Raw genomic sequence first — 22,112 nt, forward strand, 5'->3', positions numbered from 1 at the left:
TCGGCCAGGTCGTCGCGCACGGGCGGGAGCCGGCTGGTCATCACTGGTCAACCATCTGACGGTGGTCGCCCAGTGATTGCTGATTGGACCGGCCTCCCGGGCCGGTCACTGGGCCCACCATCTGACGGTGGTCGCCCAGTGATTGCTGATTGGACCGGCCTCCCGGGCCGGTCATTGCCGCAGGCGCACGGCGAGGGCGTGGGCGGCCAGGCCCTCGGCCTCGGCGATGGCGGCCACGTGGGGACCGACGCGGGCCAGGGCGGCCTGGTCGAGGGTGACGGCGTGCACCGCCTTGCAGAAGTCGTCGACCCGCAGGCCCCCGGCGAACCGGGCCGACCCGTAGGTGGGCAGCACGTGGCTGGGGCCGGCCAGGTAGTCGCCCACCGCGGCCGGCGCCCACGGCCCGCAGAACACCGCCCCGGCGTGGCGGACCAGCCCCAGAAGGTCCTCGGCCCCCTCGCACATGATCTGGAGGTGCTCGGGGGCGATGGCGTTGGACACGGCCATGGCCTGCTCCGGACCGTCTACCACCACGGCGTAACCGCCGGCCGCCAGCGTGGCCTCGATGTCCGAGCGCCGGGGGGCCTCGGCCACCAGGCGGGCCACGGCCGCGGTCACGGCGTCGGCCACCTCCTCCGACCAGGTCACCAGCCAGGCCAGCCCGTCGGGGCCGTGCTCGGCCTGCACGATCACGTCGATGGCGGCGAAGTCGACGGGCGTCGTGCCGTCGGCCACCACCACCACCTCGGACGGCCCCGCGAACCCGGCGGGCACCGACACCAGCCCCTCGCCGGCCACCTCCCGCTTGGCCAGGGCCACATAGACGTTGCCCGGCCCCACGATGACGTCGACGGGGCGCACGGTCTCGGTGCCGTAGGCCATGGCCGCCACCGCCTGGGCCCCGCCCACCCGGTAGACCTCGTCGACCCCGGCCAGGGCGGCGGCCGCCAGGGTGACGCCCGGCACCCGGCCGTCGGGCCCGGGGGGCACGCACAGGGCGACCTCGGGCACACCTGCCACCCGGGCGGGCACGGCCGTCATCAGCACGGTCGAGGGGTAGCGCGCCCGGCCCCCGGGCACGTAGCAGCCCGCCCGGTCGACGGGACGGTAGAGCTCGCGTACGACCACGCCGTTGCGCTCGTGGGAGCTCTCGGGGCGCAACTGGGCCCGGTGGTAGGCCTCGATGGCGTCCCGGGCCTCCTCCAGGGCGGTGCGTAGGAGCGCGGGCAGGTCGTCGAGGGCCTGCTTCAGCTCCCCGGGGGGGACCACCAGGTCGCCGATGGCCACGCGGTCGAAGCGCTCGGTGTACTCCCGCACGGCGGCGTCACCGCGCGCTCGGACACCGGCCAGCACCTCCCGCACGGCCTCGATCGGGGCCGACCCGCCGGCATCGGGCCGGGGCAGCCCGCTCGTGAGGGCCCGGCCGGAACGGCCGCGCAGGTCGAGGCGGGTGAGCACCAGACGATCGTACAGGCGGCCCCGCCGCACCCCGGAGGGGTTTCGCCGTCCTCAGGCGGCTGGTGGAGGCACTAGAACCGGCCCATGGCACCCACCGCGAACCCCCGGGCCGAGCTGTCGTCGATCACCACGGCTCTCGACGAGCTGGCCGCCCGGGTCACCCGCATCGCCGAGCAGTCCGACGGCGGCGAGCTCGACTGGCTGGTCACCGACCTGTTCGAGGTCGAGCGCTCCCTGGGCGAGGCCCGCCGCCGCCTGCACCGGGTGGGCGAGCGGCTCCGGCGCTCGAGCTGACCCGGCCGGCGGCCCAGCAGGCGGCTCAGTCCGGGCGTAGACGCGACTGACGGCGCCCCGAAGGGCGCCGTCAGCGGGCGGACCCGGGCGGCGGAACCCGAAGACCGCCTACGGGGATCAGGTGGCGGGAACCTGGATCCCGTGTGTCCTAACGTTACCGCTTCCTGATCTGTTCCATCGAATTGAACGGGCAGAAATCTGCCAGGAGGCAAGATCCGCAGTCCGGGCGCCTCGACTGGCACACCCGCCGGCCGTGCAGGATGAGCCGCAGGCTGAGCCGCCCCCGCTCCCGGGCCGGGACCAGGGCGTTGAGGTCGGCCTCCACCTTGACCGGGTCGGTCTGGGTGGTCAGGCCCAGGCGCCGGGCCAGCCGGCCCACGTGGGTGTCGACCGGCAGCCCGGGCAGGCCGAAGCCCACGCTGCGCACCACGTTGGCCGTCTTGCGCCCCACCCCGGGCAACGTGACCAGGTCTTCCATGGCCGTGGGCACCTCACCCCCGAAGCGCTCCTCCAGGGCCGTGGCCATCCCGATCAGGCTGCGGGTCTTGGCCCGGAAGAAACCCGTGGGGTTGACGATGGCCTCGACGTCGGCCGGGGCGGCGGCGGCCAGGTCGGCGGGGGTCGGGTAGGCCGCGAACAGGGCGGGGGTCACCTGGTTGACCCGTTCGTCGGTCGTCTGGGCCGACAGGATGGTGGCCGCCAGCAGTTGGAAGGGGTTGTCGTGGACCAGGGCGCACAGGTCGCGCTCGTCCCCGGGGTACTCCTCGGCCAGCCGGGCCAGCGTCTCGGCCGCCCGGCCCCTGGGCGTCCTGGGCCTGGGCACGGCCAGGACCGTACCCGCGGGCCGGCACCGGGCGGGCGGGCGGGCCCTGGCGGTTAGGGTCCGGTCCCGTGGCCCGCCTGGAGATCAAGCGCCATATGGGGCGGGCCGACATCGATGCCGTCACCAGCCTGCTCGAGGTGGCGACCGAGGTCGACCACCATCACCCCCTCGACGAGCACCAGTGGCTCGACCTGGCCCAGGGTGGGCGCCAGGGCTTCGCCGGGCTGGTGGCCTGGGAGCCGGGGCACGACCACCCCGTGGGTTACGCCCAGCTCAGCCGCGGCCACCGGCCGGGGGGGTCGTGGGCCCTGGAGTTCGTGGTCGACCCTCACCACCGCGACACCGACCCCGAGATCGGCCTCCACCTGGTCGAGGCCGCCCTGGGCGTGGTGGCCGCCGAGGGGGGCGGCCACGTCCACATGTGGGTGCCCAAGCCCACCCCCCTCCACGACCGGATCGCCGAGGCCGCGGGTCTGCGCCGGGGGCGCCAGCTCCTGCAGATGCGCCGCCCGCTCCCTGTCGAAGGCCAAGGCCAGGGCCCCGGCCTGGTCGTGCGCCCGTTCATGCCGGGCCACGACGAAGAGGCGTGGCTGGCCGTGAACAACCGGGCCTTCCGCAACCACCACGAGCAGGGCGGCTGGGACCTCCAGACCCTGGCCGACCGCCAGGCCCAGGACTGGTTCGACCCCGCCGGCTTCCTGCTGCACGAACGCAACGGCCGCCTGGCCGGCTTCTGCTGGACCAAGGTCCACCACGACCACGACCCGCCCCTGGGTGAGATCTACGTGGTAGCCACCGACCCCGACTTCCAGGGCCAGGGCCTGGGCCGCCGTCTCGTCCTGGCCGGCCTCGACTGGCTCTGGCGCACCGGGATAGAGGTCGCCATGCTCTACGTCGACCGCGACAACGCCCCGGCCGTGCGCCTCTACGAGTCCCTGGGCTTCACCGTCGACCACCTCGACCAGGCCTACGTGGGCGACGTCGCCCCGGCCCCGCCCTCCCCCACCTGACGCCTCGGTCCGTCACCCCAGTGCCTCATAAGGACCAACGGACCGTGGAGGCACTGGTCGGAGAGCCCACGGGGCAGCTCAGGAGATGCCTACTCCGATGGCTGAACCGACGGCGAAGGTGAGGGCCGCCGGGAGGGCGGCCAGCAGGAGCTGGCGGACGGCCGAGCGGGCCACCGAGCGGCCCGTGAACCGGGCCAGGGCGGTGCCCACGGCCAGGGCGGCCAGGCCGGCGAAGACCATCGACATGGCGATGGCGGTCGCCCCGGTGGTGAAGAACCAGGGTATGAGGGGCACGATGGCCCCCAGGGCGAACGCCAGGAAGGACGAGACGGCCGCCCCCACCGGGGAACCCAGCTCCTTGGGGTCGATGCCCAGCTCCTCGCGGGCGTGGGTCTCCAGGGCCAGCTCGGGGTTGCGCATCATCTCGGTGGCCAGCTGCTCGGCCGTATCGGGCTCGATGCCCCGGGAGCGGTAGATCTGCACCAGCTCCTGGCGTTCGTGCTCGGGGCGGCGGCGCAGCTCGATGGCCTCCATCTCCAGCTCGCGCTCGAGCAGCTCGCTCTGGGCCGTCATCGACACCCACTCGCCGGCGGCCATGGAGATGGCCCCGCTGATCAGCCCGGCCACGCCCGCCAGGCGGACGACACCCGGCCCGGGCGAGGCGCCCGCCACCCCCAGGATCAGGGCCACGTTGGAGACCAGCCCGTCGCTGACGCCGAACACCGCGGCGCGAGCCGAACCCCCCTGGATGTTGCGGTGGTGGGGTTCGGGCAGCGGGGGCAGGGGCGGGTGGGAACTGTCACCGTCGTCCATGGCCGCTTCAACCTACTCCGGGCCTGGGACGTTCCACCCAGGGACCGGCCGCGGGGCAGTATGGCGCCATGGAGCCCGGTGCCGGCCGCTTCGACCTGAGCCCCGACGACCTCACCGGGCTGCTGGCCGGCGAGCCCGCCTACCGCGCCCGCCAGGTGTGGCGCTCGCTCCACCAGGGCCGCGAGCCCGAGGAGATGACCGACCTGCCGGCCCCCCTGCGGGCCCGCCTGGCGCCCCTCCTGGCGCCCTCGCTCGAGCTGGCCCGCGAGTCGGTGAGCGACCGGGGCGGCACCGTCAAGTGGCTGTGGCGGCTGGGCGACGGTTCGGCGGTGGAGACCGTGCTCATGCGCTACCCCGACCGGGCCACGGTGTGCGTTTCGAGCCAGGCCGGGTGCGCCATGGCGTGCTCGTTCTGCGCCACCGGCCAGGCCGGCTTCACCCGCCACCTGAGCACCGGCGAGATCGTCGAGCAGGTCGTGCGGGCCCGGCGGGCCAGCCCCACCCGGGTGGGCAACGTGGTGTTCATGGGCATGGGCGAGCCCATGGCCAACTACGAGGCGGTATGGGCCGCCGTCGAGCGCCTCCACGGCGACCTCGGCCTCTCGGCCCGCCACATCACGATCTCGACCGTGGGGGTGGTGCCCGGCATCCACCGGCTGGCCACCGAGGCCCTGCCCGTCAACCTGGCGGTCTCGCTGCACGCGGCCAACGACGCCTTGCGCGACGAGCTCGTCCCCCTCAACCGCCGCTACCCGCTGGCCCGCCTCATGGCCGCCTGCCGGGCCTACCAGGGGGCCAAGGGCCGGCGCCTGTCGTTCGAGTGGGCACTGATCGACGGGGTCAACGACCGCCCGACCGACTCCCGGGAACTGGCCGCCCTGGCCCTTCCCCTGGCCGCCCACGTGAACCTGATCCCGCTCAACCCGACCCCGGGCTACGCGGCCCGGGGCACGCCCGCGGCCGGGGTGGCCGCCTTCCGGGACCGGCTGCGGGCCGCCGGGGTCAACGCCACCGTTCGCCGCAACCGGGGGACCTCGATCGACGCCGCCTGCGGCCAACTGGCCGCCCGCCCGGGCTAGAACCGCACGCCGCCCCGGCCGGGCTGCAAGACTGCGACCCCTATGGAAAGCCGACGCCGCTTCTTCAACCCGGCGCAGCCGCAGACCCTGCAGATCGCCGTCTTCCTGCTGTACCTCAACGCCGTGTTCTCTTTCATCAGCCTCTTGAGCAACAGCAGCAACTTCCTGCTCCTGCGCACTGCCCTGGTCGTGGGCGCCGCCGCGGCCGGCAACGGGATCGCCAACGAGAAGAAGTGGGGCTACGGGCTCGGCATCGTGATGGCCTTCGCCCCCTTCGCCATCAACTGGTGGTTCCTCAACAACCCGCTGAGCTCCAACATCCTGGCCCTCATGTTCGACATAGCCCTCGTCGCCCTGCTCCTGCACCCCCAGAGCCGCGACTACCAGCGCAACTGGTTCAAGTAGCCGCCTGAGGCACTAGGAGGGTGGTGTCCAACCCTCCCCAGGCGCGCAGCGCCGAACGCGAAGGACACCAGCCTCCTAAGACGGCGACGACACCTGGTACCCCAGCTGTTGGGCGGCCGCGGCCAGGCGCCAGTCGTACACGACGAGCTCGCTGATGTCGTCGCCCAGGCGCTCGGCCGTCGCCAGGTGGATGGCATCGAGAGACCGGAGCTCGGGTGGCTGCATGGTCCCGGCGAGGGCCAGGACCCGGTCGTTCACCCGCAGCAGGTCACACCGAGCGAGGATGGCGCGGCCGGCCGCGACTGCCGCCTCGCCCCCCGGGAGCAGGGCGCGTAGGACTTCGGTCCGAGCGATGGCGCTCGTCACCCATGGCCTCCGGCTCCGCAGGTGCCTCCGGAGGGCATCGGACTCGGGCTCTCGTACAGCCAGCTTTACCAGGGCCGACGAATCCAGGTACACCGCCCCCATCAGCGCTCGTCGCGCCGGAGGCGTTGCAGCGCGGACGACGCCGGCTCGGTCTCGGGCCCGAGCTCGAACAACGCCGGCAAGTCGTCCTGGTCCGCGGTGGCGGGCTCAATCTCACCTGCGGCTCGCAGCCGCTCCAGGGGGCTGCCTTCCGGGAGCGGTGTGAGGAGGGCCACCGGCCGACCTCGATCGGTGATCTCGACTGTCTCGCCTTGCTCGACGAGGCGGAGTAGCTCGCTCGCCCGCTGCCGCAACGCCCGTACACCGACCGATGTCACAAGGCTACTTGTAGCACATTGGACGGACCTGGGGCACGGCCGAGGGCAGGCCCGGGTGATCCCGGGGGTACGCTGGGGCCGTGCTGAGGCGGGGACAGAAGCTCGCCGTTGTCGTCGCGGCGGTGGGGGTGGCCGCCGTGGCCGGGGTCAGTTGGCCCCGCGCCCTGTCAACCGACGACATCGCCGGCGGGGCCCGCCCCTCGGGCGCGGCGGGGACGTCGCCCACGATCACCTTCGCCCCGGCCACGACCGTCCCCCCCGACCCCGGGCCCCCCGACCCCGGCCCGACGGCGGACGTGGCCGGTGCCCCGGGCCGCACGTTGCGGGTGGGCTTCGCGCCTGCGGCCCGCACCCCCACGCTGGTGGCCGACGCCGTCGGCTCGCGGGTCGGCCTCTACAGCGAGCCCGGCCAGGACGAGCCCGACGGCTGGTTCGACAACCCCACGTGGGAGGGGCTGCCGGCCGTGTTCATCGTCCACGACCGCTACCAGGACTGGCTGCGGGTGCAGGTCTCCATGCGCCCCAACGGGGCCACGGCCTGGGTGAGGGCCGGCGAGGTCACCACCCGGGAGGTCACCAGCAGGGTCGAGGTCGACACCCACAACGCCACCCTGCGGGCCTACGAGGGCAGCCGCCTCGTGCTGGAGGCCTCGGTGGCCCCCGGGAAGGGCGCCACCCCGACCCCCCTGGGCCACTTCTTCGTCGACGGGATCGTCAAGATCAACGACCCGTGGGGCCCCTACGGCGCCTTCCAGGTGAGCGTGTCGGGCTTCTCGGAGGTCTACTCCAGCTTCGGCGGAGGCGTGGGCCAGATCGCCATCCACGGCACCAACGACCCGGCTCTCATCGGCACGCCGGCCAGCAACGGCTGCGTGCGCATGACCAACCCCGACATCACCGCCCTGGCCGGCATCGTCACCATCGGCACCCCCGTCACCATCACCTGACGGGGGCCGCCTGGCCACCTGAGCCCCGGCACGACGCACGGGCACCTTGTTGCACGATGGCGGTCAGCGGGGGGCGCCGCAGCGGGGGCAGCGTTCGTAGGCCCGGGAGGACGGGCGGCCGCACTGGCCGCAGCGGGTGACCGGCAGCCGGCCCTTGCGCAGCCGGTCGACAGCCGACCACAGCATGCCCCCCAGGGCCACGACCATGGCCACCTCGAGAACGTCACGGACGAGGGGGGGCACCCCACGACCGTAGGCTCGCAGCCATGAACCGGCTCGCGTCCGAGACCAGTCCCTACCTCCGCCAGCACCAGGACAACCCGGTGGACTGGTACCCGTGGGGTGAGGAGGCCTTCGCCGAGGCCCGCCGCCGCGACGTGCCCGTCCTGCTGTCGGTCGGTTACGCGGCGTGCCACTGGTGCCACGTGATGGCCCACGAGTCCTTCGAGGACCCGGCGACGGCCGAGGTCTTGAACCGCCTGTTCGTCAACGTGAAGGTCGACCGCGAAGAACGCCCCGACGTCGACGCCCTCTACATGGAGGCCGTACAAGCCATGTCGGGCCACGGGGGCTGGCCCATGACCGTGTGGCTGACCCCCGACGGCCGGCCGTTCTACGGAGGGACGTACTTCCCCAAGACGGCCCGGCCGGGCATGGCGCCCTTCGTGCAGGTGTGCGAGAACCTGGCCTCGGCCTGGAGGGAACGGCGCGACGAGATCGAGGGCGCGGCCGGCAAGCTGACCGGGATGCTCGAGAGCGCGGCCGAACTGGTCCCCGCGGCCGACGCCACCGGCCTGCCCGGGACCGAGCTGCTGGCCTCGGGCGCCAACCAGCTGGTCGAGCGCCACGACCCCGAGTGGGGCGGGTTCGGCCGCCAGGGGCCCAAGTTCCCCCAGCCCGACCTCTACGAGCTACTGCTACGGGTGGGCGGCGAGCCGGCCATGGCGGTGGTGGCCAACTCGCTCGACGCCATGGCCTCGGGCGGTGTCTACGACCACGTGGGCGGGGGGTTCCACCGTTACTCGGTCGACCGCCAGTGGCTCGTGCCCCACTTCGAGAAGATGCTCTACGACCAGGCCGGGCTGGCCCGGCTCTACACCCACGCCTGGCTGGCCACCGGCCACGACCGCTGGCTGGGGGTGGCGTCCGAGACGATCGACTACGTGCGGCGCGACCTGCGCCACCCCGACGGAGGGTTCTACAGCTCCGAGGACGCCGACTCCGAGGGCGTCGAGGGCAAGTTCTACGTGTGGGCCGAGCACGAGGTGCCGCCCGAGGCCCGCTCGTGGTGGGGGGTCTCGGCCGGGGGCAACTTCGAGGGGGCCAACATCCTGTGGCGGCCGGTGCGGGGTGACCTCAGCCGGCCGCCCGAGGTCGAGGCCGCCCGCCAGGGCCTGCTCGAGATCCGCTCCCGGCGGGTGCGCCCGGGCCTCGACGACAAGGTCCTGACCCAGTGGAACGGTCTGATGGTGGCCGCCCTGGCCGAGGCCGCGGCCGCCACCGGGCGGGCCGACTGGCTGGCCGACGCCCGCACGGCCGCCGACTTCCTGCTGGCCAACCTGCGCCGGCCCGACGGGCGCTGGCTGCGTTCGTGGCAGGGAGGCCGGGCCTCCGATCACCTGCTGGCTTACGCGGCCGACTACGCCGCCCTGGTCGACGCCTTCACCCGCCTGGCCGAGGCCACCGGGGAGGCGCGCTGGGTGGACGAGGCCCGGGCCACGGCCGACGCCATGGTCGAGCTGTTCTGGGACCCCGAGGCGGGCGGGCTGTTCACCACCGGTTCCGACGGCGAACGGCTCATCACCCGGGCCAAGGACGTGCTCGACAACGTCGTCCCGTCGGCCAACGGGTCGGCGGCCGTGGCCCTGGCCCGCCTGGGGGCCCTGACCGGCGAGGACGGCTACCGCCAGCGGGCCGAGGCCATCGTCCGCCTGGTGGCCGGGCCCCTCGAACGCCACCCCACCGCCTTCACCCACCTGCTCGGGGCCGTGGCCCTGCTCAACGGGCCGCTCACCGAGGTGGCCGTGGTCGGCGACCGCTCCGACCTGGTGGCCGCCGTGCACGCCCGCTACCTGCCCAACGCCGTCCTGGCCTGGGGCGAGCCCTACCCCTCGCCCCTGTTCGAGTCCCGCCAACCCGGCCTGGCCTACGTCTGCCGCAACTACGCCTGCGGCCGCCCCGCCTCCGACGTCGGCGAGTTGGTCTCCCAACTCGAGGCAGCCACCGCCGGCTGACGGCGGCGGACGAGATCGCCGATCAACCGTGACGCCGTTACCAACCGGAGCGGCCGACGGCGGCGATGGGATCGGCTGCCATCCACCACTGCGGAGGTCGCCCTGGCCTGGTGGCTCGAACCTCGAGGGGCACCAGGATGCCCCTCGTCGCCAAGGCCTCGACGGCCGCCCGCCCAGTCGGCGGGGACACCCCGAGCAGATCGGCGACCATCGGTGCGGTCACGACCAGGTGTTCAGGGATCAGATCGACAAGCCGTCGGGCGGCCGCGTCGGCCCGGACCCCCACGAGCAGGCTGTGCCAGCGCCCGCGCACCTCCTCGGCCGTGGCCACCAGCTCGCCGACCTGGTCGGCCGAACGGCTGATCGCGTCGGCCACCCAACCGACCCAACCCGCGACATCGCCCTGGCGCCACCGGGTCAGACCTGAGAGGTAGCGACCGGTATCGCGGGCAATGAACACGCTGACCGGGGGGGGCACTGCGATACCGGCGCGGCGAGCGAGCACCCAGCCGATCAGAACGCGGCCCAGCCGCCCGTTGCCATCGCCATAGGGGTGAATAGCCTCGAACTGGGCGTGGACCACCGCCGCCAGCGTGACCGGGTCGAGCTTGCTGGTGTTGACCGACCGCACGAGGTCGCGCATCAGCCGACCGACCTGGTCCGCCGGTGGGGGCACGTAGGCCGCGTCGCGAGGGGTGGCGCCGCCCACCCAGTTCTGCACCCGCCGGAACTGGCCCACAAGCTCCTCGGACAGTGCACCATGGCTCATGAGCCGGCGGTGCCAGCGGTGCAGTTCGTCGGCGGTCAGCGCTGTGCCGGAACGTGCGTGCGCGAGCGAGGCGTCTACGACGGCCAGGTTGTCGGCGACCCATGCCGAAGTGGAGTCGGCTGCACCTGGGTCCACCTCGGCCACGGCGACGAGCACTGCCGGCGCCCGCACCCCTTCGATGTGGGAGGAAGCCACACCCTCGGCCCGCAACAGCAGCCGGGCCAACGGCTCGAAGCCGCGGGTAAGGCGATCGTCGGCCCGCCTTAGTGACGCCATCGCCCGCTCGGTCGCCCGCACGACACGTTCGGGAAGGTCAACCGCTCGCGGCATCGGCGCCGGGACGAAGGCCTCGACCCGCCGCCCCTGCCCCGTCGTCGCCACCGTCGTCCCCTTCGCCACGGCAACTCTTCCTAACCAGTCGCGTTAAGCAACGTTAGCAGGTTAACTCTTCAATTCGACTAGCGCTCCCCGGATTCGCCGAGATGAGTTCAACCGTGCCGACGGTTACGTCGCCCGGTACGCAAAGCCCCGAGACCGCGAGGGTCGCGTACAAAGGCGCAGCACTGGGCACTCGGGGGCGTTGACGCGACGGTGGTCACTGGGCGCCGGCCCCCTGGGGCCCCCGGGGTTGAAGTACATCGGCGGGAAGAGGGCGTTGGCCGGCAGACATGCCTTGCGGTCCCGGCCAGAACTGGCGGTTGCGAGGACACGTTGTTTGCGACTCCGCGCCACCACGAACCCGCGTCTCACCAGTGGCCGTGGTGGGTGGCGTCGGTCAGGGGGCGGCGGGGGCGGGACTGGGAGGACGAGGGGCGGCCGGGGGCGGGGTGGCCGACGGCCACCGTCCCGGTGGGCTCGTAGCCGGTGGGCACGCCGAACTCGGCCCGGACGGCGGGCGGGCGGTGGGTGCGGAAGAACAGGGCGCCGAGGCCCAGGTCGACGGCCGCCAGCAGGACGAGCATGGCCCCGAAGGCGGCGTCGACGTGCCACCACGGCACCGGGAACGGCGCGCCCTGGCCCTTGTCGGGCTCGGCGTAGCGCTCGGCATAGGCCTGTGGGTGGGCGAAGAACACGATCAGAAGGGGTGCGTGCAGCAGCCCCGGCCACGCAAATCCGGCCCGGCGGGGCTCGGGCAGGGTGGCGTCCCAGTAGCGGCCCGTCTGGGCGGGGCCCTCGAGGACGAGCAGGTCGAGGCCTTGGGTGAACCCGGCCGACGGTCCCCGCAGGGCCGTCCCGACCAGCCGGTCGACGTCCGCCGGGCGCAGGGGGGTGGGCTGGAAGTTGCGCACCATTCGCCGCCGGGACACCACCAGTTCAAGGTCCATGGGGTATCCACCATATGCAGCGTCGGTTCAGGCACGATTTACCCATGCGTAGCGCGACCCCCACGATGGCCTACCAGGTCGTCGTCGCCGGTGCCCGGTTGCGGATGGTGGTCCTGGCCTCCGACGGGGACGAGTCGGTGGGTGTAGACCTCGGCTCGGGGGCGCTGGTGCGGGCCAGCCACCCTCCGGCGGCCGACGTGCCCGAGCCCTTCGAGGTCATGGCCGGCGAGATCGCCGGGGCCGTCGAGCCGTTCGACGCCGGCCGCCCCGAGGCCATCGAGCTGTGCGACCCGCCCGAGCTGGTGGGGTCGTTCTCCCCCCGCCGGGCCGAGCGCCTGCTGGCCCGCCTCCACCACCCGCCCCAGCTCCCCCTGCTCGGCCTGGCGGCCAACGCCGTGCCTTACTGGACCCTCGAGGGCGACCGCCCGTCGGTGACCGTCGTGTCCCTGCGGAACGACGCCAAGCTGTTCTGGGGCCAGTTCGGGCCCGAGTGCCACTTCTCCTGGCAGGGCGTCGACCACGACCTGCTGCTCACCGATTACCGGGGCGTGGCCGCCCTGGAGTCCAACGACCTGTCGCGCCCCACCCGGGCCGACGTGGCCCAGCTCCTGGGTTACCGGCCCCGCCGCCTGCTCGTCATGCTGACCAGGCCCATCGACGGCTACTGCCACAAGGCCGTGGCCGCCCTGCTCCCCGGCCGCCGCTGACCGCAGCCAACCGGCGCTGACCGCAACTGACCGCGCGCGGGCTACCTGATCCCGCCGGGGCTTGTGCCTGGTTAGTGTCGCCCTGTGGCGTGGGCGGTGGAAGCACAGCAACTGGTCAAGCGGTTCACGGGGCGGACGGGCACGGTCGACGCCGTGCGGGGGGTCGACCTCCAGGTCGAACAAGGCGGGATCTTCGGCTTCCTGGGCCCCAACGGCGCCGGCAAGTCGACCACCGTGCGCATGCTGACCACGCTGATGACGATCACCTCGGGCACGGCCCGGGTGGCGGGCATCGACGTGGCCGCCGACCCCGACGCCGCCCGCCGGGCCATCGGTGTGGCCCTGCAGGAGGCCGGCCTCGACAACCGCCAGAGCGGCCGCGAGCTCCTGGTCCTCCAGGGCCGGCTGTTCGGGCTGGCGCCGGCGGCGGCCGCCGAGCGGGCGGCCGAGCTGCTGGAGCTGGTCGAGCTGGTCGACGCCGCCGACCGGCGGGTTAAGGGCTACTCGGGGGGCATGAAGCGCCGCCTCGACCTGGCCTCGGCCCTCGTCCACCAGCCCGAGGTGCTGTTCCTCGACGAGCCCACCACCGGCCTCGACCCCGCCAGCCGCCTCACGGTGTGGGACGAGGTGCGGCGCATCAACTCCCTGGGCACGACCGTGTTCCTCACGACCCAGTACCTCGAGGAGGCCGACCAGCTCTGCAGCCGGCTGGCCATCATCGACGACGGCCTGATCGTGCGCGAGGGCACCCCTGCCGAGCTCAAGGCCGACCTGCGCCGGCGCCGCAACCTCGACGCCGACCCGACCCTCGACGAGGTGTTCCTCGACGCCACCGGCCGCACCCGCGAGCGGGTGGCCGGCCAGGTCCAGGAGGTGGAGTGAGGTGAACCAGCTCCGGGCCCTGGCCGGGCGGGCCGTGCGCGAGACCCTGCGCTCGCCCGACGCCGTGCTGCCCACGGTGTTCATCCCCCTGTTCTTCCTGGTCGTCAACGTGGGCCAGGCGGCCCGGATCTTCCCGGCCGGCGGCACCCCGTTCCTCGAGGGGCAGAACTACGCCGCCTTCCAGCTCCCGGCCGCCATCTTGCTGGCCGCGTCGTTCGGGGGAGCCGCCCTGTTCCTGGTGGAGGACATCGAAGGGGGCTACTTCGACAAGCTGCGGGCCGCCCCCGTGTCCCGGTCGGCCATCGTGCTCGGCCGCCTCATCGCCGAGGGGCTCAAGAGCATGGCCATCGCCGCCCTGATCGTGCTGGTCGCCCTTCCCTTCGGCATCAGGGTGGCCAGCGGGCCCATCGGCTTCGTGCTGCTGGTGACCCTGGCCGCCGGGTGGGCGGTGGTGTTCTCGGGGTTCATGCAGCTCATCGCCCTCAAGACCCGCAGCGCCGCCGCCACCCAGTCGGGGTCGCTGATCTTCTTCCCCCTGCTGTTCCTGACCCCCAACTTCGTCCCCCGCGAGCTGCTGACCAGGCCCATGGAGGTGGCGGCCACGTTCAACCCCGTCACCTACATCATGGAGGGCCTGCGCTCGCTGGTGCTGGAGGACTTCAACTGGACGCGCATCGGGCGGGGCTACCTGGTGGTGGCCGTTCTCGGGGCCGTCATGGTCGCCCTCAGCGTGAGGACGATCCGCAACTACGACTGACCGGGGCCGGCACCGCCGTCCCCGGCGGGGGTCAGCGGGTGGCCAGGGGGGCGAGGTGCTCGGCCATGGCCCAGCCGAACACGATCAGGGTGTCGCCCTGGGCCCGGTCGACGCCCTCGAAGAAGGCGTCGTAGTCGTCACCCGGTGAGCCGTTCTCGTAGTCGAGGATGCCCGGGGTCTCGCTCTGGCCGGCCAGGACGAACGTGCGGTCGTTGACCTTGCCCTCGGCCCCGAAGCGCTTGGCCAGGCGCCGCGCCCAGGCCCGCTCCTCGCCCGTCGGCTTGTGGCCCGGGCGGGGGACGACGTCTTCGAGGTCGGTGAACACGGCGTAGCCGCTGGGGCCGACCAGGCGGGTGGCCACCAGCACGTCCTCGTCGGGGAAGGCGAGCACGGCCCGGCGCAGCTCGTCGCCGATCACGGCCTTGAGCAGGGCCTCTCGCTTGGCCGACCGGGCGATGGCGGCCATGCCGATGAGCACGCACGGCGTGCCCCCGATGCGCTCCAGCGTGCAGAACGCGTACCCCCCCAGCTTGGTCCCGTCGGTCGCCTGGGTGACCAGCACCCAGTCGTCGCGCACCTTCGAGAGGGTGCCCACGTCTACGGCCGAGCTGGCATCTGGGCCGTCCTCGGCCGCGCTGGCGGTCGAGACGTCGGCCATGTCCGACAACTCGGAGTCGCTGAGCGCTGTGGTGTCCTTGGTCTCGACGTCGATGGCCATGGTCGCCTTCTGCTACCTCCAGAGTGCCCCGCCTCAGACCACTAGTCCATTCGGTCCGAGCAGAACGCGCAACTCGGCGAACAGCCCGTTGCGTGAGTCCACCCGGAGCTCGTCCGGTAGGCGGAGCACTGTCTTGTCCAGATGAAGGAAGACCGGTGTTCCCCCCGGGTGCTCCAAGAGGACGGCCTTCAACCTGCCCACCACGCTATCTGTTAGTGAGCCTGCCGCGAGCTTGATCCGCACCGGGGGGTCGTCACCGTCGCTGAGGTCGGGGCGCTTGACCTCCAGGCAGATGATCTTGGCCGGCTCCTCCTTGAGGTCGAGACGGCCCTTGACGGCCACGATGGCGTCGTCAGCCAGCAGCGTGCCGTACTCGGTCATCGTCCGGGGGAAGACCATGACCTCGATGGCCGAGTCGAGGTCCTCGAGGGTGAACACGGCCATGCGGTCGCCCCGCTTGGTGAACTTGACGGTCAGCGCGGTCACCACCCCGCCCACCCACTTGCACTCCCCGTCGCGGCACTCCCGCAGCTCGGCGATGGTGGCCTCGGTCATCCGCCGCAGGGCGCCTGCCACCCCCAGCAGGGGGTGGCTGCTCACGTAGAGGCCCAGCATCTCCTTCTCGAAGGCCAGCTTGCGGGGGCCGTCGAACTCCGTGTCGGGGATGGCCACCCGCTCGTCGTGCACCGCGGCGGCCGCCCCCCCGCCGGCTGCCCCCCCGCCGCCGAAGCCGCCCAGGTCGCCGAACAGGCTCATGATGCCCTGCTCCTGCTCGCGGCGGCGGGCCAGGGTGGAGTCGATGATGCGCTCGAAGACGTGCAGCAGCCCGGCCCGGGGATGGCCCAGCGAGTCGAACCCGCCGGCTTTGATTAGCGACTCGATGGAGCGCTTGTTGAGCACCATCGGGTCGACCCGCGAGCAGAAGTCGTAGAAGTCGGCGAACGGGCCGTTGGCCTCCCGCTCGGCCACGATCAGCCCTACCAGGCCCTCGCCCACGTTACGCACCGCCGACATGCCGAACAGGATCGTGCCGTCGAGGGCCGTGAACTCCGAGGCCGACCGGTTCACGTCGGGTACGGCCACCGTGATCCGCCGGTTGCGGCACTCGGCCAGATAGACGGCCGTCTTGTCCTTGTCGTCCTTGACGCTGGTCAGCAGTGCCGCCAAGTACTCGACGGGGTAATTGGCCTTCAACCACGCAGTCTGGTACGCGACCATTCCATAGCAGTAGGCGTGGGACTTGCGGAACGCATAGTCAGCAAATGGCTCGATGATGTCGAACAGCTTGTTACCTAGATCGGCCCCATAGCCGTTGGCATCACATGCGGCCACGAACTTCTCGCGCTCGGCGGCCATCAGCGAGCGGACCTTCTTCCCGCAAGCCTTCCGGAGCACGTCCCCCTCGTAGGCGGAGTAGCCGGCGAAGCGCTCGGCCACCTTGAGCAGGCCCTCCTGGTAGATGAGCAGGCCGTAGGTGTCGGCCAGCACCTCGCAGAACTCGGGGTGGGGGCCGGTGACCTGCTGGCGGCCGTTCTTGCGGTCGGCGAAGTCGTTGTGCATGTTGGCCGCCATGGGGCCGGGGCGGTACAGGGCGACGAGCGCGCCGATGTCCTCGAAGGCGGTCGGGGCCAGAGACCGCATCAGGGCCCGCATGGGGCCGCCCTCGAGCTGGAACACCCCGATCGACTCCCCCGCCTGGAGCATGGCGAAGACCTTGCCGTCGTCGAGGGGGACGTTGTCGATGTCGGGCCTCACCCCGGTGCTCAGCTCGATGAGGTCGAGGGCCCGCTCGATGACCGTGAGGTTGCGCAGGCCCAGGAAGTCCATCTTCAGCAACCCGAGGGCGGCCACGCCGTGCATCTCGTACTGGGTGACCACGGGCGCGTTGGCGGGGTCGCCGCCGGGCTCGGGCTTGCGCTGGATGGGCAGGTACTCGGTCAGCGGGTCCCGGGTGATGACCACGGCCGCCGCGTGGATGCCGTCCTGGCGGCGCAGGCCTTCGAGGCCCTTGGCCACGTCGACGACCTTGCGGGCGTCGGGGTCGGTCTCATAGAGCGCCCGCAGGTCGGTGGCCACCTTGAAGCCGTCCTCGTAGCCCGGGGTCAGCTCCAAGCAGGCGTGCAGGGGTGTGTCGCGGCCCATGACCAGAGGGGGCATCAACTTGGCGATCTTGTCCCCCACGGCGTAGGGGTAACCCAGCACGCGCGAGGCGTCGCGCACCGCCGCCCGGGCCTTGATCGTCGAGAAGGTGACGATCTGGGCCACGTGGTCGGCGCCGTACTTCTCGGAGGCATAGCGGATCATCTCCGCCCTGTAACGCTCGTCGAAGTCCATGTCGATGTCGGGCATCTCCCGCCGGCCGGTGTTCAGGAAGGCGTCGAACAGCAGGCCGTAGCGGATGGGGTCGAGGTCGACAATGCGTAGGCAGTAGGCCGCGCAGCACCCGGCGGCCGACCCCCGCCCCGGCCCCACCCGGATGCCCCGTTCACGGGCGTGGCGGATGAGGTCCCAGACCACAATGAAGTAGGCCGACAGGCCCATCTCGGAGATCACGCCGAGCTCGTAGTCGAGCCGCTGTGCCACCTCGGCGGGCACGGGGTCGCCGTAGCGCTCGTAGGCCCCGACCAGGGTGAGGTGGCGCAGGTAGCCGTCGTCGGTGGTGAACCCCTCGGGCAGGGGGAAGACGGGCAGCTCCGTGCGCCCGAACTCGATCTCGACGTTGGCCCGCTCGGCGACCCACAGGGTGTTGTCGCACGCCTCGGGCACCTCGGCGAACAGCGAGCGCATCTCGGCCGCCGACTTCAGCCAGTGCTGGTCGCTCTCGAACCGGAAGCGCTTGGGGTCGTCGATGGCCGCCCCCGTCTGGACGCACAGCAGGGCGTCCTGGGCCACGTGGTCCTCAGGGTGGGTGTAGTGGCTGTCGTTGGTGGCCAGCAGCGGGGCCCGCAGCCGGCGGGCGATGTCGACCAGCTGGGGGTTGGTGCGGTGCTGCTTGGCCAGGCCGTGGTCCTGGAGCTCGACGAACAGGTTGTCGCGCCCGAAGATGTCCTGGAAGCGGCCGGCCAGGGCCAGGGCGCCGGCCTCGTCGCCCCTGAGCAGGGCCTGGAGGACCAGCCCGCCCAGGCAGCCGGTGGTGGCGATCACCCCCTGGCTGTGGCGCTCCAGCAGCTCCCAGTCGACCCTGGGCTTGTAGAAGTAGCCCTCGAGGTAGGCGGCCGACGACAGCTTGATGAGGTTGCGGTAACCCTCGGTGGTCTCGGCCAGCAGGCACAGGTGGTAGTAGAGCTTCTCGCCCTCGGCCCCCTCGCCGCCCCCGTCGTCCATGCGGCCCCGGCGCACCGGCCGCTCGAAGCGGCTCTCGGCCGCCTGGTAGGCCTCGATGCCGATGACCGGGTTGACGCCCGCGTCGCGGCACGCCTTGTAGAAGTCGAGGGCGCCGTACATGTTGCCGTGGTCGGTGATGCCGATGGCCCGCTGGCCGTCGGCCACGGCCGCGGCCACCAGGTCCCTGACCCGGCTGGCCCCGTCGAGCATCGAGTACTCGGTGTGCACGTGCAGGTGAGCGAAGCTGTCCGGCACGCCAGTCCACTTTAGGGGAAGCCGTGGGGGAATCACAAGGGTGTAACCCGCCCACAGCTTATCCCCCGGCCGTCCAGAGGGTTGCCCGCCCAGGGCGCGGCTACGCCTGTAGGAGTACGAGGGTGGCCTCGGGCACCTCGGGGTGGAAGAACACGGTGACCGGGCCCAGTTCGGGGGGTTCGCCCGGGTAGTCGACGACCACCGGGACCGGGTCACGGGGCCGGAACACGTCCCGCAGGCCGAACACGACCGTGCCCACCAGGGCCGCCCCGAGCACCCGGCCGGGCACTACAGGTAGGTCCCCGGGCGGGGAGAGGGCTGGTCGGGGCCCATGGGCGCAGGGCCGGGGGGCAGGCCCCGGCGGCGCATCTCCTCGAGCTGCTGCTGGGCCACCATCTGCTGGGTGAACAGGGTGGCCTGGATGCCGTGGAACAGCCCCTCCAACCACCCCACGAGCTGGGCCTGGGCCACCCGCAGCTCAGCCTCGCTGGGCGTGTCGCTGTCGAAGGGCGAGGTCAGGCGGGCCAGCTCCTCGCCCAGGTCGCCGGAGAGGACGGCGCCCAGTTCCCGCACCGAGGTCTCGTAGATCTCCCGTAACCGGCCCCGGCCGGCCTCGTCGAGGGGGGCGCGGCGCACCTCGTCGAGCAGTTGCTTGGTCATGGCCCCGATACGCAGCACCTTGGCCGGCGAGCTGACCGCCCCCTCCGAGCCTCCCTCGCCCTCGGGCGGGGCCCCGCCGGGGACCAGCAGCAACGGGTGTTCGGGCTCGGGGGGGCTGTCGCTCATGCCCCCATCCTTCCCGGTTTCACGCCCGTGCCGCCACGAACGGCACCCACATCTCGGCCGAGGTCAGCGAGCCGTGGCGGCAGACGAGCTCGAACGGGCCCCGGTCGGCAGGGTCGACGAAGGCCACCGGGGCACGAGCCACGAGGGCCACGTCGCCCAGGCGGGCGGCCACGTCGGGGGCCAGGGGCCCTCCCATCCACCCACCAGCCACTACCTCGGCCCGGCTCACGGCCCAGGCCAGGTCGCCGTGGTGGAGGGCGGCCGCGGCCCGCAACGCGTCGGCCTGGCCGGGCCAGGCGTGGAACCACCGGAACCGGCCCTCACCCGACAAGCTGGCCGTCAGGGCCGACACCTCGGGGTGCACGGGCACGACCCGCTCCCCCACCTCGACCTGACCGTGGTCGGAGACCACCGCCACGACCGTCCCGGCACCGACGGCGGCCAGGAGGTCACCCACCAGGCGGTCGACGGCCGCCAGTTCGGCTTCGTAGATGTGGCCCAGCCCGTGCTCGTGGGCCACCGTGTCCAGGCCCGGGTAGTAGGCGTACACGAAGTTCTGCCCGTCCCTCACCAGGTCGGCCACGTGGGCCACCAGGGTGGACGGGTAGCGCCACCCCCGCAGTTCGCTCCCGGCCAGGTGGGCACGGGTGAAACCCGTGCCGGCGAACTCGGCCTTGGTCACCACCGGCGGCTTGGCCCCCAGGAACGGTTCGAGGGGCTGCATCCGCTCGGGGGCGATCGACACCCGGCAGTCGCCCTCGGGGGTCGTCCAGCGCAGGACGTTGAGCACCTGGCCGGGGCCGGCCAGCAGGCGGTAGCCCACTATCCCGTGCTGGGCCGGGGCCCGGCCCGTGGTCAGCGACGTGAGGGCGGTGGCCGTGGTGCTGGGGACGACGGTGGTTATGGGCCCGCCCTCCATGGCGCACAGGTTGGGGGCCAGGTGGCGCCGCTCCTGGAGCTGCTCCCAGCCCAGCCCGTCGACGACCAGCAGCACGGCCTGGGCGGCCCCGGCCAGCGGGGCCGGGGCCCAGGGCGGCAGGTCGTGGCGGCGGCCCAGTAGGGCCGGGACCACGTTGGCCACGCACGCTCCGCCGTAATCGGGCAGGACCGGTCCCTCGGCCATCGCCGGCCACGCTAACCGCGGACCGTCCCCAGGACTGGATCGGCGGCCGGGGGTACCGCCCCGCAAATAGGAGGCGCCGCTAACATGGTCCCCGTGAAGGTGTCGACACGGGGCGACTATGCAAGCCGCGCCCTGCTGTCGCTGGCCCTGCACGGCGACGACCCCCGGCCCACGTCCGTGCGCGACATCGCCGAGCGCACCGGGCTGCCCCAGCCTTACCTGGAGCAGATCCTGCTGGCCCTCAAGGGTGCCGGGCTGGTCCGTTCCAAGCGGGGTGTGGGCGGTGGGTACGTGCTGGCCCGGGGCCCGGCCGAGATCACCCTGGCCCAGATCGTCAGCGCCGTCGACGGGCCCATCGTGGCCGGCGACTTCGGCGAGCCCCACCAGAACGGGGCCTGCGACCACGAGGGCCAGTGCGCCCTGCTGGCCGTGTGGTCCGACGTCAGCGAGCACATGCGCCAGCACCTCGACTCCTACACCCTGGCCGACATGGTCTCGCGCGCCCGCGGCCCCCGCCCCGCCCCACTTCCCTAGAGGCGGCCGCCCCCACGGGCCCTTCAAACCCGCGAAACCTGCGCGGGAAACGTGGGCGTTTTCCCCACGGTTTGCGCGCGGGTTTGCAGGGGTTGGGGGGTTATTCGGGGCGGGTGTTGGGTTCGTTGGCCTTGGACGCCTCCTCGGGGCGCAGGCCCCGGTAGGCCGGCGGGTCGAGGGGTGTCTCGGGGCCGATGTCGACCAGGCGGACCTCGGGCGAACCGGCCATCTCGGCCAAACCGGGGACCGGTGCTCGGACCACGACGGCGAACACGAGGTCGCTGTCGGCCCGCACCGAGGCGATGAGCTTGTTGAGGCGCTCGACCTCCGAGCGGTAGAAGGCCTGGAACGCCGGGTCGTTGCCAGCCGTCGGGATCAGGCGCTGGATCTCGTCGCGTTCGGCCCGGGCGTCGGCCGTCTGGCGGTTGGCCCAGCCGGCGAGCCCCCCGGTCACGAAGTCGGGGGCCCCGGCCGGGGCGGCGGCCAGCAGGCCCAGCACCTCACGCCCGCCCACCAGGGCCCGGGCCTGGGCCTCGGTCTTGTAGGAGACGAACGAGACCACCGCCACCCGCTCGCCGGTGGCTTGAGCGAGGGCTTCCTTCCGCGACGCGGTGTAGGTCACCACGTCGGTGCCGGCGGGCGGGCCCACACCCCCGGCCACCCGGGCGGCATCCTCGGCGGTCGTCACGGGAGGCCCTTCGGCCACGGGCTCGGGGCCGTCCTGGCGGATGGTTCGCACCGTGAAGAACACCACCAGCCCGACCAGCATGACGGCCACCGCGACCGCGGCCAGCACGGCCGTCAGCCGGGCGGCCCGGGCCTCGCGCTCGTCGTCCCCCGACCAGTCGCCGCCGCCCCCGCCGGCGGCCACACCCGGGCCCAGCGGCCGGTAACCGCTGGCCGGCGGCTGCGACCACTGAGGGCCGCCGTCACGACCGCGCTCCCACCGCGGCCCGTCCTCGGTTCGGGCGCCCGGGCCGGCCGACGAGCGACCCGCCGGGGCCTGGCCGGCGCCGGGCCGGCCGGGCTCGCCTGGCCAGCCGGGCCCGCCGGGCTCGCCGGGCCAGCCGGGTCCACCGGGCCAGCCGGGCTCGCCGTCGCGTCCTGGGCCCGGACCGGGCGTCCA

23 protein-coding genes and 1 pseudogene are annotated in these 22,112 nt (G+C 72.8%); 10 read left to right on the plus strand and 14 right to left on the minus strand.

Annotated features, from left to right (window positions below; all coding sequences use genetic code 11):
• Positions 1-171: 171 nt before the first annotated feature.
• Positions 172-1,458, minus strand: a complete 1,287-nt coding sequence (hisD, locus tag AB1673_04600; GenBank protein ID MEW6153258.1) for a histidinol dehydrogenase — start codon at positions 1,456-1,458, stop codon at positions 172-174.
• 84 nt (positions 1,459-1,542) lie between these two features.
• On the opposite strand from hisD, the gene AB1673_04605 reads away from it, so the two are divergent.
• Entirely contained in the window at positions 1,543-1,752 is a 210-nt protein-coding gene (locus AB1673_04605; GenBank protein MEW6153259.1) for a hypothetical protein, read from the plus strand.
• Positions 1,753-1,939: 187 nt separating this feature from the next.
• On the opposite strand, the pseudogene nth reads toward AB1673_04605, so the two are convergent.
• Positions 1,940-2,575: pseudogene (nth, locus tag AB1673_04610) on the minus strand (endonuclease III).
• 68 nt (positions 2,576-2,643) lie between these two features.
• Here nth and mshD point away from each other — a divergent pair.
• Complete coding sequence (gene mshD, locus AB1673_04615; GenBank protein MEW6153260.1) at positions 2,644-3,585, plus strand: mycothiol synthase; 942 nt, start codon at positions 2,644-2,646, stop codon at positions 3,583-3,585.
• A gap of 78 nt (positions 3,586-3,663) precedes the next feature.
• On the opposite strand, the gene AB1673_04620 is transcribed toward mshD, so the two are convergent.
• The gene (locus AB1673_04620) at positions 3,664-4,398 is read right to left on the minus strand and encodes a VIT1/CCC1 transporter family protein (GenBank protein ID MEW6153261.1); all 735 of its coding nucleotides are present in this window, start codon (positions 4,396-4,398) and stop codon (positions 3,664-3,666) included.
• 68 nt (positions 4,399-4,466) lie between these two features.
• On the opposite strand from AB1673_04620, the gene rlmN reads away from it, so the two are divergent.
• Both rlmN and AB1673_04630 read left to right on the plus strand, forming a co-directional pair.
• Positions 4,467-5,477: a 23S rRNA (adenine(2503)-C(2))-methyltransferase RlmN gene (gene rlmN, locus AB1673_04625; GenBank protein ID MEW6153262.1), complete on the plus strand. Its 1,011-nt coding sequence runs from the start codon at positions 4,467-4,469 to the stop codon at positions 5,475-5,477.
• A gap of 42 nt (positions 5,478-5,519) precedes the next feature.
• On the plus strand, positions 5,520-5,882 hold the full coding sequence (locus AB1673_04630; GenBank protein MEW6153263.1) for a hypothetical protein: 363 nt from the start codon (positions 5,520-5,522) through the stop codon (positions 5,880-5,882).
• A gap of 75 nt (positions 5,883-5,957) precedes the next feature.
• On the opposite strand, the gene AB1673_04635 is transcribed toward AB1673_04630, so the two are convergent.
• Positions 5,958-6,350: a type II toxin-antitoxin system VapC family toxin gene (locus tag AB1673_04635; GenBank protein ID MEW6153264.1), complete on the minus strand. Its 393-nt coding sequence runs from the start codon at positions 6,348-6,350 to the stop codon at positions 5,958-5,960.
• Positions 6,350-6,625 (minus strand): type II toxin-antitoxin system prevent-host-death family antitoxin, encoded by a 276-nt coding sequence (locus AB1673_04640; protein ID MEW6153265.1) that lies wholly within the window; start codon positions 6,623-6,625, stop codon positions 6,350-6,352. The genes AB1673_04635 and AB1673_04640 overlap by 1 nt, the downstream gene beginning before the upstream one ends.
• 80 nt (positions 6,626-6,705) lie before the next feature.
• Between AB1673_04640 and AB1673_04645 the strand changes: the two genes are divergently transcribed.
• Entirely contained in the window at positions 6,706-7,572 is an 867-nt protein-coding gene (locus AB1673_04645; protein MEW6153266.1) for a L,D-transpeptidase, read from the plus strand.
• A gap of 63 nt (positions 7,573-7,635) precedes the next feature.
• Here the strand turns inward: AB1673_04645 and AB1673_04650 are convergent, their stop codons facing one another.
• A complete protein-coding gene (locus AB1673_04650; protein MEW6153267.1) occupies positions 7,636-7,815 on the minus strand; it encodes a hypothetical protein in 180 nt (59 codons plus the stop codon).
• 23 nt (positions 7,816-7,838) lie between these two features.
• Between AB1673_04650 and AB1673_04655 the strand changes: the two genes are divergently transcribed.
• On the plus strand, positions 7,839-9,806 hold the full coding sequence (locus tag AB1673_04655; GenBank protein ID MEW6153268.1) for a thioredoxin domain-containing protein: 1,968 nt from the start codon (positions 7,839-7,841) through the stop codon (positions 9,804-9,806).
• Between the two features lie 37 nt (positions 9,807-9,843).
• Here AB1673_04655 and AB1673_04660 read toward each other — a convergent pair whose 3' ends face one another.
• Positions 9,844-10,974, minus strand: coding sequence for a Fic family protein (locus tag AB1673_04660; protein ID MEW6153269.1), 1,131 nt, complete (start codon positions 10,972-10,974; stop codon positions 9,844-9,846).
• Positions 10,975-11,321: 347 nt separating this feature from the next.
• Positions 11,322-11,900, minus strand: a complete 579-nt coding sequence (locus AB1673_04665; GenBank protein ID MEW6153270.1) for a nitroreductase family protein — start codon at positions 11,898-11,900, stop codon at positions 11,322-11,324.
• A 44-nt stretch (positions 11,901-11,944) separates the two neighbouring features.
• Here AB1673_04665 and AB1673_04670 point away from each other — a divergent pair, with 44 nt between their 5' ends.
• The 3 genes from AB1673_04670 to AB1673_04680 all read left to right on the plus strand — a co-directional run bounded on the left by AB1673_04670 (position 11,945) and on the right by AB1673_04680 (position 14,246).
• Positions 11,945-12,607, plus strand: coding sequence for a hypothetical protein (locus AB1673_04670; protein MEW6153271.1), 663 nt, complete (start codon positions 11,945-11,947; stop codon positions 12,605-12,607).
• Positions 12,608-12,691: 84 nt separating this feature from the next.
• Positions 12,692-13,489 carry an ATP-binding cassette domain-containing protein gene (locus tag AB1673_04675; GenBank protein ID MEW6153272.1) on the plus strand — a complete coding sequence of 266 codons (798 nt, stop codon included), beginning with the start codon at positions 12,692-12,694 and terminating at the stop codon, positions 13,487-13,489.
• A 1-nt stretch (position 13,490) separates the two neighbouring features.
• Positions 13,491-14,246, plus strand: coding sequence for an ABC transporter permease (locus AB1673_04680; GenBank protein MEW6153273.1), 756 nt, complete (start codon positions 13,491-13,493; stop codon positions 14,244-14,246).
• Between the two features lie 31 nt (positions 14,247-14,277).
• Here the strand turns inward: AB1673_04680 and AB1673_04685 are convergent, their stop codons facing one another.
• The 5 genes from AB1673_04685 to AB1673_04705 form a co-directional block, all read right to left on the minus strand.
• Positions 14,278-14,964, minus strand: coding sequence for a hypothetical protein (locus AB1673_04685; protein MEW6153274.1), 687 nt, complete (start codon positions 14,962-14,964; stop codon positions 14,278-14,280).
• 33 nt (positions 14,965-14,997) lie between these two features.
• Positions 14,998-18,543 carry a DNA polymerase III subunit alpha gene (gene dnaE / locus AB1673_04690; protein ID MEW6153275.1) on the minus strand — a complete coding sequence of 1,182 codons (3,546 nt, stop codon included), beginning with the start codon at positions 18,541-18,543 and terminating at the stop codon, positions 14,998-15,000.
• 100 nt (positions 18,544-18,643) lie between these two features.
• Positions 18,644-18,832 (minus strand): hypothetical protein, encoded by a 189-nt coding sequence (locus tag AB1673_04695; GenBank protein MEW6153276.1) that lies wholly within the window; start codon positions 18,830-18,832, stop codon positions 18,644-18,646.
• On the minus strand, positions 18,832-19,329 hold the full coding sequence (locus tag AB1673_04700; GenBank protein ID MEW6153277.1) for a proteasome activator: 498 nt from the start codon (positions 19,327-19,329) through the stop codon (positions 18,832-18,834). The genes AB1673_04695 and AB1673_04700 overlap by 1 nt, the downstream gene beginning before the upstream one ends.
• A gap of 19 nt (positions 19,330-19,348) precedes the next feature.
• Positions 19,349-20,452 (minus strand): alkaline phosphatase family protein, encoded by a 1,104-nt coding sequence (locus AB1673_04705; protein ID MEW6153278.1) that lies wholly within the window; start codon positions 20,450-20,452, stop codon positions 19,349-19,351.
• 93 nt (positions 20,453-20,545) lie between these two features.
• Between AB1673_04705 and AB1673_04710 the strand changes: the two genes are divergently transcribed.
• Complete coding sequence (locus AB1673_04710; GenBank protein MEW6153279.1) at positions 20,546-20,986, plus strand: Rrf2 family transcriptional regulator; 441 nt, start codon at positions 20,546-20,548, stop codon at positions 20,984-20,986.
• 100 nt (positions 20,987-21,086) lie between these two features.
• On the opposite strand, the gene AB1673_04715 is transcribed toward AB1673_04710, so the two are convergent.
• The coding region (locus tag AB1673_04715; protein MEW6153280.1) for a hypothetical protein at positions 21,087-22,112 on the minus strand (1,026 nt) is incomplete at its 5' end.

The organism is Actinomycetota bacterium, assembly GCA_040754375.1.
Lineage (GTDB): Bacteria > Actinomycetota > Acidimicrobiia > Acidimicrobiales > AC-14 > JBFMCT01.